Below are 16,367 nucleotides of genomic sequence, written 5' to 3' on the forward strand. Positions count from 1 at the left end.
AAACAATATCGATTAATTAGAAAGGAGGTTAAAGATGCTAGAATTATTTCTCTTTCTGCTATTTATAGGACTATTCATTTATGGAATGTTCTTATTTGGCAAGGGACTATTTAATTTTTCAGGAGAATCCCTTAATAAATGGCTATTTACTATAACGGGTGCACCATGGAAAGGTCTAATAATAGGTACTCTAGTCACAGCTGTTCTAAATAGCAGTTCTGCAGTAATGGTCATTACAATTGGGCTCATTTCCGCCAGAAAACTGACATTTCCACAAGCCATTGGAATTATACTCGGTACTAATATTGGTACAACTGTAGATGCAGAAATTATTACGCTGGACATTGATTCGCTCATCATTCCTATGGCAGTTGTCGGTGGAGTGTTTGCATTGATAAAAGGAAAAATCCTCCGCAGTTCAGGGTTTATTTTACTTGGTTTAGCTGCCGTCTTTGGAGCTATGTGGGGATTTGAATATTTAGCATCCTCATTGTTAGAAATGGAATTCGTTAACCAAATGCTTCTAACTATAGGTAATAATTCCTTTTATGCTGTTTTAGCCGGAATAGTAATTGCAGGAACGATTCAATCAAGCAGTGCTACTGTAGGAATTACAATGGGATTCCTTACGTCAGGTATTATGGAGTTAGATACAGCCGTTGCGATTATGCTGGGGGCTAATATTGGTACATGTGTAGATGTATTATTTGCTGGTTATGTCTCACGTGTAAAGGAATCGCTACTTACTGCCTGGGCTCATGTATGGATTAATATATTAGGAGTTGCTGTATTTTTCCCTTTCATAGGATGGCTTACTGACCTTGGTCAACTACTGTCCTCCCATCCAGATGTTCAGCTAGCACATGTTAGTGTTATCTTTAATGTATTAGTTTCACTTCTATTCCTGCCATTTACAAATCAATTTGCAAAATTTATTTTAAAAATACACGATCGTAAAAAGAACCCTTCGTTATAAGGTCCAGGGGCAAAGTAGCAAATAGTGATACGTTATTTCTACTCTGTCCCATTCATGTGTTTTACTAGTTATCTGGTTTTGGTGCAAAAACCTTAAAACAATTGCAATTAATCTCTGAAGCTTGGACATCCTGATACTATTACTCTTAAAAAGGACGTGATCAGCATGGAAAAGCAAAACATAAAAAACGCCGATTATGCAGTATTCTCCTGCTTCATCAGCGTTTTTTTCAGAGTATAAAATTAAAAATCATATTCCGCATCTTTTATTTGGCGAATGCCTGCATATGCGTCAACAAGTAGTACTGTATCTTCCACTAAACGCTCCATCCGGAAAAGAATATCATCATTGATGATTTCTTTTCGGTGGAAATCTTTTTCTTCAATAAATACATACGTTGGGACAATATGCGCCTTCATATAGGATAAAATTGGTTTTAACTGCTACTCCACCATTAAATAATGCTTCGCTGTTCCGGCTGTAACAAGCATGCTCACCACTTTATCTCGAAAAGCGTTAACTGGTAATAAATCAAAAATATTTTTTAATGTCGCTGGAATAGATGCTTGAAATGTTGGTGTCCCCATAATAATTGCATCTGCTGCCATGATTGTTTCCGTTACATACTTTGTATCCCCTTCATATTCCCAATAATTTCGCCCATCACTAAAGACCATTTCATATTCTGCAAGGTCTAGTAATGTGATTTCTGCATTGGGATATTTTTCACTTGCCAATTTCAACGTATAATCTATCGCTGTTCTTGTTTTAGAACCCACATTAGAACCTGCAATTCCTACGATTTTCACTCTATGCACCCCTTATTATTTCGCTGTATGTTTCTTAATAGTTGGTATTACTTTTGTGGCAATCAACTCAATGTTTTTCGCTACCTTTTCAAATGGTACGCCGCCAAAGTCAATTTGTGCCATAAAACGCTGCTGACCATATAATTCATGTTGATAAAGTACTTTTTCAATAATTTGCTCTGGGCTACCAATCATTAGTGCATCTCGATAATCTGTAGCTTGTGCGAATTGTTGCTTTGGATAGCCCCCGCCACGTAATGCGAGCATTCCAGCATTAATATGTGGATAATATTCACGAAGTGCATCTTGTGAATTTTCTGCTGTATACAATAAACTTGTAGTTGCAATTGGTAAAGTTGCTGGATCAAAACCACTTTGCTCTGCTGCTTCACGGTACGCATCTACCGATCCCTTAAAGTTGACAGCAGGACCACCAAGTGTTGTCAGCATCATCGGTACACCCGCATATCCAGCCTTAATTGCGCTAGCAGGTGGGCCACCTACTGCACGCCAAATCGGCATATATCCACCTTCTGGTTGTGGTAAAATGGTTGCATTTTTCAGTGGAGCACGAAATTGACCTTCCCACGTTACTTTTTCCTCATTATTTAACTTCAGCAATAGCTCCATTTTTTCTTCAAATAACTCTTCATAATCACGCACATCATAACCAAGCAAATCATATGCACCTACACGTGAACCACGTCCAGCAACAATTTCAGCTCTGCCGTTTGAAATTAAATCAAGTGTAGCAAAATCTTCGTATACACGAACAGGATCCGATGTACTTAACACTGTTGCCGAACTAGCAATTTTAATATTTTTTGTCGCCTGTACAATTGCCCCTAAAATGACCGTATGAGCCTGAGTTGTAAAGTATGTTTGATGGCTTTCCCCAACAGCAAATACATCAAGTCCTGCTTCATCGGCTAACTTACTTGCCTCAATTAATTCTCGAATGCGCTGCTCTGCACTAATTTTTGAACCTGTATGTGGATTTGGAATATGATCCCCAATCGAATATAAACCAAACTCAATCCCTTTACTTGTATCTATACGATATTGTTTCATCATTTCTCTCTCCTTTTTAATCAAGTGGTGTTAACTTCCCTTCGATTTCTGCACGTCGTTCTTCTAAAAATGGTGGTAAATCTAACACTTTACCAAGTTCTTCTACTTTTGAATCTATAGTAAATCCAGGTCCATCTGTTGCAATTTCAAATAAAATACCATTTGATTCCCGGAAATATAAACTTTGAAAATAAAAGCGGTCTACAATCCCTGTTGAATGAAATCCATTTTCTTTAACAACCTCTTCCCAATAACGTAACTCTTCTTCGTTTTTCACTCGGATTGCTAAATGATGAATACTTCCTCTCCCAGGCTTTTCCTTTGGTCCTTCTTTTTGTTTCACAACAATTTCTCCAAATGACTGTCCATGAACAGCCTGGTAAATTGCCTCTCCATCAGAACGAGATGCTTCTACATAACCAAACATATCCTTTAATGTTTTCCCTAAACTCTCTAAGTCTCGTACTGTGATTTCAACAGTTCCCATACCTAAAATACGATGCTCATTCTCTACAGCAGAACCATCCCATGCAGACCAATACGCTGGTACCTCTTCCTCTTTATTATTTAACAATACCAATCGTAATCCATCTGGATCTTCAAAATGTAAAGCATCTCGACCAACATATGTTGTAATTTCACTATGCTTTACATCCAATTGTTCAAATCGTTTTTTCCAAAACGCAAGACTTTCAAGCGATGGAACAAGTAAACCAATTTGTGTGATTGCATTTGTACCACCAGTTGTTCTTCCTGCCATAGTCATTTCAAAAAATGAAAGTTCTGTTCCCGCACTACCTGTTAAATCTCCATAAAATAAATGATACATTTTAGGATTATCTTGATTCACAGTCTTTTTTACGCGGCGTAGTCCTAATACTTTTTGATAAAATTGATTATTCAGTTGAGCATTTTTCGTAATCATTGAAATGTGATGATGTCCAGGAATTTTATACATGTTTATTCCTCCTTTTATCATTTGACTAATCAAGTGATGGCGTAAAAAAAATTACTCAGATGGTAATTCTTTTTTTACACTATGCTTATGAACACGTGTTATTAGTTTATATAGTGTTTCTTGTTCTTCTTCGTTTAATACATCATTAAAAAATGATGATTGAAATGCAACTTGTTCAGGTAATGCTTTGTCTAAAATAGATTCAGCTTTGTCTGTAAGACTAATCATTTTCGTTTTCCAATCTTGCTTACGTACAATGTATCCTTCTTTTTCAAGACGCGTTAGCATACGCGAAATGCCACCTTGCGTAACTGTAACTTTCTCAGCTAGCTCCATTTGCGTAAGTGGCTGATAAATTCGAATTTGCATGAGTACATCGAATTGAGCAGTCGTTAAATCAAAGCGTTTTAAAAAATCATTTGATAACTGATTACTTTGGTTTGTAAAACGAATTAAACGTAACCAAATTAACGATCCTATCGTATTTTCACGCACTTCGAATACCTCCTCATCACTGATTTCACTATCACTTTACTACTCAACTGATAAAATTGCAAGCAAAAAAATTTATCAATTGAAACCTCCATCAGCAGAATATTCTCCCGCTGATGGATAACTCTTACCTAGAGATAAAGTTTCATGCGCTATGTTCAACTTCCTTGCCTTTCTCTGTCTTTTTATTTTGTACTACCTTTCTTATTTTTTTCACCGTTCCAACCAATCCTGTCGGGAAACCTAATAACACAATAATATAAAGTAACCCAAGGAAAATGGTCCATCTTTCAAAGATTGGATACTGCGCCGCCAGTTCTGATAAATAATACTTTAGAGATTCAATAATTCCAGCTCCTGCAATTGCCCCAATTAATGTTCCAACTCCCCCAATCATTGCCATCAATAGAGCATTCAAAGTCATTTCAATTGAAAAAACAGTTGTATTTACAAAACGTAATGTAATAACAAATAAACCACCGCTAATCGCTGCTACTATTCCCGCAACTATACTCGCAATAATTTTATAGTGAAGAACCTTATATCCAAGTGCTTCTACCCGTTGCTCATTTTGCGAAATTGCCTTCAAAACTTTTCCGATAGAAGATTGAGTAAATAAGCGAAGCAATAAAAAAATCACAAGTAAACATACGAGGGTAATATAGTAAAATGTGAAGCGGTCACGAAACATATCAGGTACCCCGAATGTAAAGCCATCTCCTCCATGTGTCACAGCTCGCCATTTTTCAGCCAGTACAAAGAATAATTGAGAAATAGCCAGTGTTAACATTGCATAAAAATGACTTTTTAATCGTAAAGAGAGCAATCCAATTATATAACTCACTATCGCTGATAATAGAACCGCTATCCCAATGCCCATTAAAAAACTGGTGATCGAAACTTCTTGTCGATCTAATAAAAGCGCGACACAATACGCACCGATTCCAAAAAACATACAATGACCAAATGAAACAATTCCTGTATATCCAAGAAGAAGATCAAAACTCATTGCAAATATAGCAAAGATGAAAATTTGTGTGAACAAAATGAGTAAGCTCCTTGAATCATTTACAAAGGGAAATACACTTAAACAAATCAATGCAGCCATCCCCAAATATATCCCACCACGGTTAAATGTACTGTTCACCATTTCACCCCTTCTCACCAACAAGTCCCGTCGGTTTGACTATTAAGAAAAACAATAACATTAACATATTGATTGCGAGTGATAAATCAGGTATATAATACGCCGTAAACGCTCCTGCCAATCCAACAATTAAAGATGCAATCGCCGAACCTTGCACGCTACCTAATCCTCCGATAATGACAACAATAAAAGCTAAAATCGCATACTGCATACCCATTTCAGCAAAAATAACTCCTGAATATGGCGCAAGAAGAAACCCTCCTAATGCTGCCATTCCAGCTCCTAATAAAAAGACAAATGAAAATATAGCCTTTACGTTGATACCAAGAGCTTGCACCATCTCCTTATCCATTACACCAGCACGAATCATAAGACCTATTTTTGTTTTACGTAATAACAACATCAAGCCAATATAGATTATGACTCCAACGATAATGACAAATAAGCGATACTTAATTAATATAATTCCATCAAATGTAAAACTCCCTTGTAACCATGATGGTAATTTAGCACTAATTGGATTCGGTCCCCAAAATACTTTTATACATTCACTAAGTACGAGCATTCCACCAAGTGTAACGAGAAGTTGACGAACATGATTTCCATAGACCGGACGAATGAGAAATCTTTCTAAAACGAAACCAAGAAACATTCCCATCAAAATCGCACCTATTAATGCAAGTACATAACTACCCGTCATGTTGAATAGCCATACCCCCGTAAAAGCCCCCCATGCAAACAATCCACCATGAGCAAAATTGAGCACACTCATTAAACCGAAAATTAGTGAAAGTCCAGATGCTAATAAGAAAATAAGCATACCTGTCGAAACACCGTTTACAAACAAATTCACTAACACATCCACGTTCTATACCTCCTTCCGTATCAATGTTAAGAAATCCCTAAATACTTATGACATGTTTCCTTATCTTCTTTCAGTTCATTCATTGGGCCGTTGTGCACGACTGTGCCATTATCCATAATGTAAAAATAATCACCTATCTGGCTGGCCATCATAAAATTTTGTTCCACAAGCAAAACTGTTGTTTTCTCTTTCATTTGCAAAATGGCTGACATTAACTTCTCAATCATAATTGGCGCTAATCCTTTACTCGGCTCATCAATTAATAGCAACCCATCACTATTAATGAACGCCCTTGAAATCGCCAGCATTTGCTTTTGTCCTCCGCTCAACAACCCGCTTTTTTTATTCCAATATTGTTTTAAATCTGGAAATAAATCGAGCATCCATTCTACTTTTTCCGCGACCTCTATCCCTTTCTTCGCTCCCGCAAGAGCAAATGTTTCTTCTACCGTTAAATCATGAAAAATCCCTTGATTTTCTGGCACATAGCCTATTCCTTTTCGCGAAATTAGATGAGTAGATAAACCATGTACTTTTTCATCACAATAATAAATCTCGCCATTAGAAATTCGATGAAACCCCATAATTGAACGTAAAGTCGTTGTTTTTCCAGCCCCATTTCTCCCAAATAATACGGTGATCGTTCCTGTCTCAACCTTAAAAGAAACACCTTGCAAAATATGAAACTGATCCAAATATGTTTCTATATTATCCACTTTTAATAGTGTCACCGTGCAATCCCCCTAAATATGCCGTTTGTACCCGCTCATCCTTCACAATATCCTTCGGCAATCCTTCCGCTAATAACTCACCATGAAATAATACAATAAGGTGATCTGATAAATGCAAAACCATATCCATTTTGTGTTCGATAAGTACAATCGTATTCTCTCGATTTTTCTTTATATTCTCGATTACTTGTAGAATAGCTGGAACTTCCTCAACAGAAATACCCGCTGTCGGTTCATCAAGTAGCAATACATCTGTTTTGAGTGCTAGCAGCATAGCCAGTTCTAATTTTCTCTTTTCCCCATGTGCTAAATTTTTCGCTAGCACTTCTTCTTTTTCGTGAAGCAATACTGTCTTCAGAAGACGTCTCGCCTCTCCCATCTGCTGCTTAAATCGCGAGAAGTTTGGAAAAAAACTATAATAATCTTGAGCAAACGACTGTACACTTAAACGTATATTTTCAATTACTGTTAACTCTGGAAAAATATTTGTAAGCTGGAAAGAGCGTCCCATCCCAAGGCGAGTTCGCTCTGAAATCGATAACTTTGTAATGTCACGTTCTTTAAAATATACCTCACCTTTTGTTGGAGAAATCTGTCCACTTAACAAGTTAAATAGAGTTGTTTTGCCTGCTCCGTTCGGTCCAATGATAGAAACTAGCTTTCCTTTTGGTATTGTCAAATTCACATTTTTAATAACATGATGTTCACCAAATGAGACACAAAGATTCCGAGTCTCTAATAAACTCTCCACTCTATCCCTCCTCATAAGGATTTTTTATTATTCATTTCAAAAACTAACTATAAAGAGAGGGGACACCCCTCTCTTTACCTTCGGATTAACTAAAAATTCTGATTATTTATTTTGGATTGGTGGCTCTGTTTCTTTCATTGTCAGTTCACGCTCTAAAACAGGTACTGGATAATCAACACCATCTTGTTTTTGAAGCGTTATAGAATAAAGCGTTTGCAACGCTTGGTGGTCTTTTTCTCTAAATTTCATTTTTCCTTTTGGAGTCTCAAATTCCATTCCTTCCATCTTCTTAATAAGCGTATCAACGTCTGTATCACCTTTTGTTTTCTTTAACCCTTCAACGATAGAAATTGCTGCTGACATTCCTCCAGCTGCAAACAAATCTGGAACTGCTCCATTGAAACGCTTCTTATGTTCTTCCACTAGCCAATCGTTTACTTTATTTTTCGGAAGTGTATGATAATATACTGAAAATCCTTGCATACCTACTAATGCATCCATCGTTTTTAATGCCGGTATATCCGGTGCTCCAGTTGAAATTTTAATCCCTTGTGCTTCCACATTCATATCCTTTAATTGCTTCCATGGTGAGTTCGCACCGGCCCAAACAACAAATAAATAATCTGGTTTTGAACTAATGATGTTCTGAATATTTGCAGTAAAATCAGTGGAATTCGTATCAGCATATTGTTCGTTTACAATATTCGCTCCTAGTTTCTTCGCACCCATTTTAAATGCAGCAATTCCTTCCCTACCAAAGGCGTTATCTGGTGCAAACGTTGCAACCTTTACATCTTTCTTAGCAATTGACGCTGCACCAGCAATTGCATCTTGAGATGAATTTCTACCTGTTCTAAAAATATATTTATTCCAGTTCTTACCTGTAATACTATCTGCAACTGCAGGTTCAACAACCATTATTTTTTCATATTCTTCCGCTAGTGGTAACACTGCTAATGTATCACTTGAACTCGAGGATCCAACAAGAAAATCAACCTTGTCTTCCTCTAATAGTTTCGTAGCTTTTTTAACCGCTACATCCGCTTTCGTTTCTGTATCTTCTACAACAAACTTAATCTTCTTTCCTTCTACTTTTCCTGTTCCACCTGTTGCATAATCTAATCCTAATTCAAATCCACTTACCGTTTGTTTCCCATATGATTCAAGTGGACCTGTTAACGAAGCAAGAACACCTACCTTAATCGCCTTCTCATCGTCTGTACTTGCCTTTTTTCCTGCACATCCTGCTGTGACTAACAACGAACCAAGAATACATCCCGTAAACACCATTTTTAGCCACTTACGTTTTTTTGCTGACATTGTGATCCTCCCCATACTTTACTTTCTAATAGAATCAAATACGCCATAGCAGTAAACCATCCGTAATCATGACTTTTCGCTTTTAACAATGTGAATTAGGCTGTTAATAAAAATTTCTTGAAGTACCTCTACATTCGCCAGACATTTCCAAATCCCTTCCAATGCATTTGTAAATATTCATACAATTATTTGAATTATACACCCTAACCTTTGAGCATCTACAATTTAGTAAGCATTTTCCGGTGGTGACTAAATGCTACATCCGCTACCATTTGAATACATGTCAAACAGCGGAGAATCTATCATTCTCCGCTGTTTGTTTTATATCAACTCATTAAAACGCATTATTTTCTAAGCTACTTAACCCTACCTTTAATTGTTGCTTATCTAAACCTTCACCAATAATCACAAGGTTTGTCGGAAATCCAAAGTCCTGTTCCAATAAAATTGGTACCCCAAATGAATATTGTAATAAATGCGGGTACTTATCCCCATGAAATTTTACAAATCCCTTAACTCGATAAATCTCCTGCGGTAAATTGGAAAGCCATTCATATAGTTGATCTTGGTCAATTGATTTTGTAAATTGATATGTCATCGTTTGTATATGTAAATGCTGCTTCACATGTAATGTTTCATGCTCTTCATTCCCTTTAAATTCCACACCTTCTATATCTCCTAAAGATATATTACAATACTGTGTTTTATACAATTTAGCATGTTTATTAATTGCTGCTACTTCTTCTAAAACTTTTTGCTTCTCCTCATCTTTTAATAAATCTGATTTATTGATGAGGATATGACTTCCATATTTGATTTGTTCATGTAAAAGTTGTTGAATATTTTTACTTAATGTATCGCGATTTAACCATCTCATCGCATCTAATACAACAACAATGGACTTCACATCAAGATAAGGAGCTAAAATAGGTGACAAGCATGCATCTAATACTTCAATTGGGTGAGCCACTCCTGTTGTTTCTATATAAATGACATCGGGTCTTTCTTGTTGATATAAAGAATGTAATTGAATTTCAAGTTCATCTTTCAATGTACAACAAATGCAGCCTTTTAAAAGTTCTCTTAAAACATTCTCTTTTCCTATAATATCCGTATCTACTGAGTATTCACCTATTTCATTCATTAAAACAGCTACTTTTCGATTTTTCTTCTTTTCCGCTAATAATAGATTTTGTAGCAGTGTTGATTTTCCACTTCCCAAAAAACCACCTAATATATGAATTTCTACTTTACTCATATTACCGACCATCCATTTCTGCGTTTCTAATATATTTTAAAGCGTAATTATTACGATTTATATTTATTATTTTATTAAAACAACTTCTATTTGTAAACAAAACAAGCTCACTATGTTGATTCCCTCTATATGTTAAGTGATTTACTTTATCCCGCTATTTCAGGACAGTAATACTCCCACCTCAAAATTCGGCGGGAGCAAAGAAGTTAGATGGGAGATAAGCTGCCCGTAAAAGCCCGATTGGTGAGGGCTAATAATCAGTGGGGAATGAGGAACTCCCACTGATTAAAGTTTCACTTTATCAGCAACCCGAATTCCAGATTTAATTGTTCCTAGTATCCAATCATATGTTAACGTTGTATATTCTCTTGCAAAATGTATGCCCCCCGCTGGCAATGTAATATGAGGAAATAATTCGAGTTCTTTCCCTTGTTCAAAAGCTGTTAATCCTCCGCAAAAGTATGGATTTTGACTTTAGCTAAGAGATAGCTATGTTTTATTCATTATAATTAATACCTATTTGAACGGATATATTTTGAAATACTTGAATATCTTTCATAAAATGTAATAAACTAGATTTGATTCTATAGAAGTAAGACCTATCTTACATATCAAAATTACTGAAATAGCGAGGAATTGTCATATGAAAAAAGGGATTAACCGTGTTGTATTAGTAGGAACTGGAGCAGTAGGATGTAGCTATGCTTACTGCATGATTAACCAAGGTGTTGCAGAAGAATTTGTTCTCGTTGATGTAAACGAAGCGAAAGCAGAAGGAGAAGCTATGGACTTAAGTCATGCGGTTCCCTTTGCTCCATCACCAACAAGAGTTTGGAAAGGTAGCTATGCAGATTGTAAAGATGCAGATCTTGTTGTAATCACTGCTGGTTTGCCACAAAAACCAGGTGAAACACGTTTAGACTTAGTCGAGAAAAATGCTAAGATCTTTAAACAAATCGTTCGTAGTATTATGGATAGCGGATTTGATGGTATCTTCTTAATTGCTACAAATCCTGTAGATATTTTAACTTACGTAACATGGAAAGAATCCGGACTACCAAAAGAACGGGTAATTGGTTCTGGTACAACTCTAGATTCTGCTCGTTTCCGCTACATGCTAGGAGAATATTTTAATATTGGATCTCACAATATTCATGCCTACATCATCGGTGAACATGGCGATACAGAACTCCCTGTTTGGAGCCACGTATCAATCGGAATTCAAAAACTACAAACGATTCTTGAAAAAGATAATGAACATAACCAAAAAGATTTAGATGAAATCTTTATAAATGTTCGCGATGCAGCCTATCACATCATTGAACGAAAAGGTGCAACATACTACGGCATCGGCATGTCGCTTTTACGTGTAACAAAAGCAATTTTAAATGATGAAAACAGCGTATTAACTGTATCTGCATATCTTGAAGGTCAATATGGACAAAATGATGTTTATATCGGTGTTCCTGCCGTCTTAAACCGTCAAGGAGTTCGTGAAATTTTAGAAGTTGAACTAAGTGAAGACGAGGAGTTAAAGTTCGATCACTCTGTTCAAGTACTGAAAGAAACAATGGCTCCTGTACTGTAAAATACATACTGATTATGCCTTCAAAAAAAGCAATCCAAAGATATTGGATTGCTTTTTACATAACTTGAAAATTCATTCTGCATTTGGATAAGATTTCTCTCCATCGTGCACCTCAAGCACGTCAAGTAAGAAAATAAAGATCGGAATCCCAATAATAAGACCCCATATTCCTAAAAAGTGTTCTGAAAAGATAAGAACCATAAATGTATAAAAGATTGGTAAATTCGTTTTTGCGGACATAAATTTTGGATTTAAGAAATAGCTTTCAATTGCATGAATGACTGTAATAAAAATTAATATGTATACGACATAGGCAATTCCACCGATGTTATACGCAATAATACAAAGTGGAAATAATGAAATAATCACACCTGCAACAGGAATGAGTCCTAGTAAGAATACCATGACAGCTAATACAAGAAGTTGTGGAAAACCGAGAAACACAAGTGCAATCACAGTGAGAATACAATTTACAACAGCTATCAAAAACTGCGCTTCAATCACTTTTCCAAACGACCTCGCAAACCTTTGACCGAAATATGTGAGTTCCTCATAAAAGATTCTTAATTTACTCTCCTTAAACTTAGAGGTAAAGCGAATAATGCGCTCCTTTTCTAACAAGAAAAATAAACTCAAAATAAGAGAGAGTAAAATTTGCAAACTCAATTTACCAATATTTGCTAAAGATTGGTAAACGACATCTACACCTTGTTCAATATACTTTGAAACTTCCATCTGATTAATCGTCGAAAACGCATATCGTATCATTTCATTATCCGGTGGGTTCTGGAAAAAGAGTTTAAACTGATAAATCAATTGTGAAATTTGTATCGTTAACACAGGTAAATATTTATATAGCGTAGTAATAATAAACGTCACTAAAACAATGTATAAAAAAGCGATAATCAATTTTCTATTTATCCGTACAAAACGATTAAGCTTTTCAGAAATAAACCTTTGAAATCGATCCATTAGAAACGTAAGGATAAAGGTAATCAAAATTAAATTAATCATACTTTTTAGCCCGTATAATATAAGAGCTAAGATGATTAATACAAGGAACCTCTGGAACCCTCTACTTTGAAAGAAACTTTTCATTTGCATCATTTATTTCAAACTTCCTCTCCCAGTTTCTTTATCTTGTTTTATCATGACTAGTTCTATCAATTCCCATAATAAAGTTGCTCTTTACAACATCTTATGACTAAAACTCTTGAATCTTTCTTTTAACTTCGAAAAGTCCCATTTTCCATCTATATTGTAATATTCTCAAACAACTCCTACTTCGTATATTATTACAACTTTCAAAAGTTCTCCATTCACAACCTTATGAGCTCTACCCTTTATATGCAAGCACTCCCTCGTTTCATATAATCCATAGCGACAGAATGCAATTTTTCACTCTTCTTTATATACATTGTGTTCTTGCTAAATCATATAATCCCTCTTTATATCTGTACAAGCAAATATAAAGTGCTACGATCCTTTTTCAGTATGCTTAGACATTTTGAAATGAAAAAAGCAAGAGAACCATCTTCCATTCCTCTTGCTTCATTCCTCGTTCTCTATAGGGAGAATCTCTATCATAACTTTTCGAATTCGGTAATGATTAACCTCATGTACAGTAATTTGAAGGTTTTCAAATTGAAATGTTTTGCCTTCTTTCGGAATTCTCTCAAGCTTTTCAAAAATCCAACCGCCAAGGGTATGAGCTTGCGTTTCAGGCATTGGGACATTAAACAATTCCACGAATTCTTTTAACTTAAACCGGGTATCCACTTTATACAAAGACTCATCCAGCTTTTTCACCATGATTTTCTCATCGTGCTCGTCCCAAATGTCTCCTACCAATACTTCGAGAATATCCTCAAGGGTGATTAATCCAAAAGTTCCTCCAAATTCATCGACAACGATAGCCATTTGGCTTTTCGTCCTTTGTAATTTATGCATTAGGGAACCACTACTCATTGAATTCTCAACAAACAGAGGATATCGTAAAAGTTTCGCAATATTGACCTCATTATGCTGGATCAGCTCAGACATGAATTCACGTTCTGTCAAGAATCCTATAATATTATCGATGTTTTCTTTGTAGACTGGAATTTTCGAATATCTCTCCTTCAAAAAAACTTTTTTAATTTCTTCAATTGATTGGTTTACTTCTACGGCAATAATATCCATACGTGGGGTAAAAATTTCCCCAACCATTATTTCTTTTAACGCCAGGGTCCGGTGAACGAGCTCCTTCTCGTCCTTATTAATAATCCCCTCTTTTTCACTGATGTCTACCAATAACTTAATTTCTTCCTCTGTAATAGATGGCAGGTTTTCGGTTTTTCCGAATTTTTTAGAAACAAATTCTTTCAGCTTATGGTTCAGAACATTAACCGGCGTTAATAACCTCATTTGAAAAAGTAAACTTCGAGAATATTTTAAGGAATATTTCCCAGCATTTTCATTCGCGATGGTTTTTGGTAAAATTTCGGCAAATATTAAGATGATAATCGTCATGACAATTGTACTAATAAGTAGTCCAGCTCCCTCTCCGAAAAGCTTCGCTGCCACAGTTGTCCCAATACTAGTAGCGGCCACATTCGTAATATTGTTCCCTATTAAAATGGTAGATAGGGCTTCGTCAAAGTGCTCGGTTATATATAAGGCTTTTTTACTGCCTGGTTTGTTTTTACTAGCATAATATCTTAACCTGATTTTATTAACACTTGAATAAGCCGTTTCTGCCGCTGAATAGTATGTTGATAAATAAAGTGAAACCACAAGCACAATAATTAAGACAATAGTATCCAATATAATTCACACTCCAATTAGATTGAAACAGGCGACAGTTCTTTTACCTCAAATCCAATACCTATTTTTAATCCCAATGAATAGATTGAAGATTTTTCCGTTACCTATTTTCAGAAAATAAATAGAGTAAGTGAAAAAGGATAAATCCCTTTCTTCGCCCTTGTGGAACATCAGTGTGAAACAAGAAAAATCGCGGTGTGCAAATAACTGCTACCTAGCCCTAACCAATGTAGGGTGTATTTAAACGTTCTAAATTTAACACATCTGATGTTAGACATCAGGAAAAAAGAGGCCTAAGAACCTCCACTTACTCTACTTTTAGTATATGAATCTTTTTTAAAAAGGATTGTGGGTTTGTCCACTACCAGATGAACATTTTGAGAAGGTTAATATTGATAGAAGAGGGTTGTCGAAGACTGAAAAGAAGCATAAGAACCGTCCCTATGCTTCCCTAAACGAAGACGTTATACTCCACCCAATAACAAATCTTTGTTTAAAAGCACACAAAAAAGAGAAACTATTTCTGAAACAGCTTCCCTTTTCACTCTCTATTTACTATTAAGAAGGTAGTAGTGCTTGTTGAACAGTATGGCTATCAACATATTGTTTGAATCTTACAACTTTTCTATTACGCAATTCCCAAACATGTACAAAATCAGCTTGAAATACTTTACCTGTTGTTTTATATACTCCAGAGTATATCCCTTCAGCAATAACGATTTCTTTGCTATTCACCTCATGATACGTATGCACGCTCGCTCTAAAATCATCCCATTCTGATGCTAGACGGCTAAAAACATTTTCTATTACAGCTTCTACCCCAACATACGTGCCACCATATGGGAACCCTTCCGCTTCTGTCCACTCTACTTCTTTTGAAAGAGCCTTTATTAAGTAATCTGGACCTTTATACGTACTACGAATGATTTGCAAATTTGTACTTTCTGTCATATATTACTCCCTATACTTCCAAGGATATTTTAGTAAAATTCCACTACATCTTCAGTAGGTAAGAATGTTCTTTCACCCGGTTGTTCATTTGGCTCACCAAATGGCATTTGCCCTACTAAGCTCCACTCCGCTGGAATATTCCAAGTTTCTTTCACTTCAGCATCTACAATTGGGTTGTAATGTTGTAATGATGCTCCGATTCCCTCTGCAGATAATAGCATCCAGACAGTATGTTGTAGCATCGCATTTCCTTGATGAGACCAGAATGGGAACTGTTCTTTATATAATGGTGCATTTTCTTGCATTTGTTTTACTGTCGCTTGATTTTCAAAGAATAGTACTGTTCCTACTCCTTCACGGAAACCTTTTAGTCTTTCTACAGTTGCTTCAAAATTTTCTGCTGGCACGCGAGCTCTAAGTGTTTCTTTTACAATACCCCAGAACTTTTCATGCTCTGCATCCATTAATACAACCATACGGCCACTTTGCATATTGAAAGAGGTTGGTGCATGTAAAGCTGTTTTTAAAACTTCATTGATTCTTTCTTTTGTAATCGTAGCATTTTTTGTTACTTTACGAATTGAACGACGGTTCACAATTGCTTCTTTTAAGTTTGTTGTAGTTACTGACATGACAATTCCTCCA

General features: G+C 35.9%; 15 protein-coding genes and 1 pseudogene. 2 read left to right on the forward strand and 14 right to left on the reverse strand.

Annotated features, from left to right (window positions below; translation table 11 throughout):
- Positions 1 to 34 precede the first annotated feature (34 nt).
- Positions 35 to 976 carry a Na/Pi symporter gene (locus HRG09_RS13635; RefSeq protein ID WP_174101308.1) on the forward strand — a complete coding sequence of 314 codons (942 nt, stop codon included), beginning with the start codon at positions 35 to 37 and terminating at the stop codon, positions 974 to 976.
- A gap of 242 nt (positions 977 to 1,218) precedes the next feature.
- Here the strand turns inward: HRG09_RS13635 and HRG09_RS13640 are convergent.
- From HRG09_RS13640 to HRG09_RS13685, 10 genes and pseudogenes are all read right to left on the reverse strand, one after another.
- A pseudogene (locus HRG09_RS13640) lies at positions 1,219 to 1,785 on the reverse strand (NADPH-dependent FMN reductase).
- Between the two features lie 15 nt (positions 1,786 to 1,800).
- Positions 1,801 to 2,856, reverse strand: a complete 1,056-nt coding sequence (locus HRG09_RS13645; protein ID WP_174101309.1) for an LLM class flavin-dependent oxidoreductase — start codon at positions 2,854 to 2,856, stop codon at positions 1,801 to 1,803.
- 16 nt (positions 2,857 to 2,872) lie between these two features.
- Complete coding sequence (locus tag HRG09_RS13650) at positions 2,873 to 3,814, reverse strand: ring-cleaving dioxygenase (protein WP_174101310.1); 942 nt, start codon at positions 3,812 to 3,814, stop codon at positions 2,873 to 2,875.
- 51 nt (positions 3,815 to 3,865) lie between these two features.
- Complete coding sequence (locus HRG09_RS13655) at positions 3,866 to 4,309, reverse strand: MarR family winged helix-turn-helix transcriptional regulator (protein WP_174101311.1); 444 nt, start codon at positions 4,307 to 4,309, stop codon at positions 3,866 to 3,868.
- 142 nt (positions 4,310 to 4,451) lie between these two features.
- The gene (locus tag HRG09_RS13660) at positions 4,452 to 5,456 is read right to left on the reverse strand and encodes a branched-chain amino acid ABC transporter permease (protein ID WP_174101312.1); all 1,005 of its coding nucleotides are present in this window, start codon (positions 5,454 to 5,456) and stop codon (positions 4,452 to 4,454) included.
- 1 nt (position 5,457) lies between these two features.
- Positions 5,458 to 6,318 carry a branched-chain amino acid ABC transporter permease gene (locus tag HRG09_RS13665; RefSeq protein ID WP_174101313.1) on the reverse strand — a complete coding sequence of 287 codons (861 nt, stop codon included), beginning with the start codon at positions 6,316 to 6,318 and terminating at the stop codon, positions 5,458 to 5,460.
- Positions 6,319 to 6,344: 26 nt separating this feature from the next.
- Positions 6,345 to 7,049, reverse strand: a complete 705-nt coding sequence (locus HRG09_RS13670) for a branched-chain amino acid ABC transporter ATP-binding protein (RefSeq protein WP_174101314.1) — start codon at positions 7,047 to 7,049, stop codon at positions 6,345 to 6,347.
- Positions 7,027 to 7,800, reverse strand: coding sequence for an ABC transporter ATP-binding protein (locus HRG09_RS13675; protein WP_174101315.1), 774 nt, complete (start codon positions 7,798 to 7,800; stop codon positions 7,027 to 7,029). Before HRG09_RS13675 ends, HRG09_RS13670 begins: the two co-directional genes overlap by 23 nt.
- A gap of 102 nt (positions 7,801 to 7,902) precedes the next feature.
- A complete protein-coding gene (locus HRG09_RS13680; RefSeq protein WP_174101316.1) occupies positions 7,903 to 9,120 on the reverse strand; it encodes a substrate-binding domain-containing protein in 1,218 nt (405 codons plus the stop codon).
- Positions 9,121 to 9,454: 334 nt separating this feature from the next.
- The gene (locus tag HRG09_RS13685) at positions 9,455 to 10,378 is read right to left on the reverse strand and encodes a CobW family GTP-binding protein (RefSeq protein WP_174101317.1); all 924 of its coding nucleotides are present in this window, start codon (positions 10,376 to 10,378) and stop codon (positions 9,455 to 9,457) included.
- Positions 10,379 to 11,021: 643 nt separating this feature from the next.
- Here HRG09_RS13685 and HRG09_RS13690 point away from each other — a divergent pair.
- On the forward strand, positions 11,022 to 11,966 hold the full coding sequence (locus tag HRG09_RS13690; protein ID WP_174101318.1) for an L-lactate dehydrogenase: 945 nt from the start codon (positions 11,022 to 11,024) through the stop codon (positions 11,964 to 11,966).
- Positions 11,967 to 12,038: 72 nt separating this feature from the next.
- On the opposite strand, the gene HRG09_RS13695 is transcribed toward HRG09_RS13690, so the two are convergent.
- From HRG09_RS13695 to HRG09_RS13710, 4 genes are all read right to left on the reverse strand, one after another.
- Positions 12,039 to 13,073 (reverse strand): AI-2E family transporter, encoded by a 1,035-nt coding sequence (locus tag HRG09_RS13695; protein WP_174101319.1) that lies wholly within the window; start codon positions 13,071 to 13,073, stop codon positions 12,039 to 12,041.
- A gap of 444 nt (positions 13,074 to 13,517) precedes the next feature.
- Entirely contained in the window at positions 13,518 to 14,771 is a 1,254-nt protein-coding gene (locus tag HRG09_RS13700) for a hemolysin family protein (RefSeq protein WP_217448033.1), read from the reverse strand.
- A 558-nt stretch (positions 14,772 to 15,329) separates the two neighbouring features.
- Positions 15,330 to 15,722: a nuclear transport factor 2 family protein gene (locus HRG09_RS13705; RefSeq protein WP_174101320.1), complete on the reverse strand. Its 393-nt coding sequence runs from the start codon at positions 15,720 to 15,722 to the stop codon at positions 15,330 to 15,332.
- Positions 15,723 to 15,751: 29 nt separating this feature from the next.
- Complete coding sequence (locus HRG09_RS13710) at positions 15,752 to 16,354, reverse strand: nitroreductase family protein (RefSeq protein ID WP_174101321.1); 603 nt, start codon at positions 16,352 to 16,354, stop codon at positions 15,752 to 15,754.
- Positions 16,355 to 16,367: the final 13 nt, after the last annotated feature.

Origin of the sequence: Bacillus sp. Xin1 (assembly GCF_013314535.1) — a bacterium.
Lineage (GTDB): Bacteria > Bacillota > Bacilli > Bacillales > Bacillaceae_G > Bacillus_A.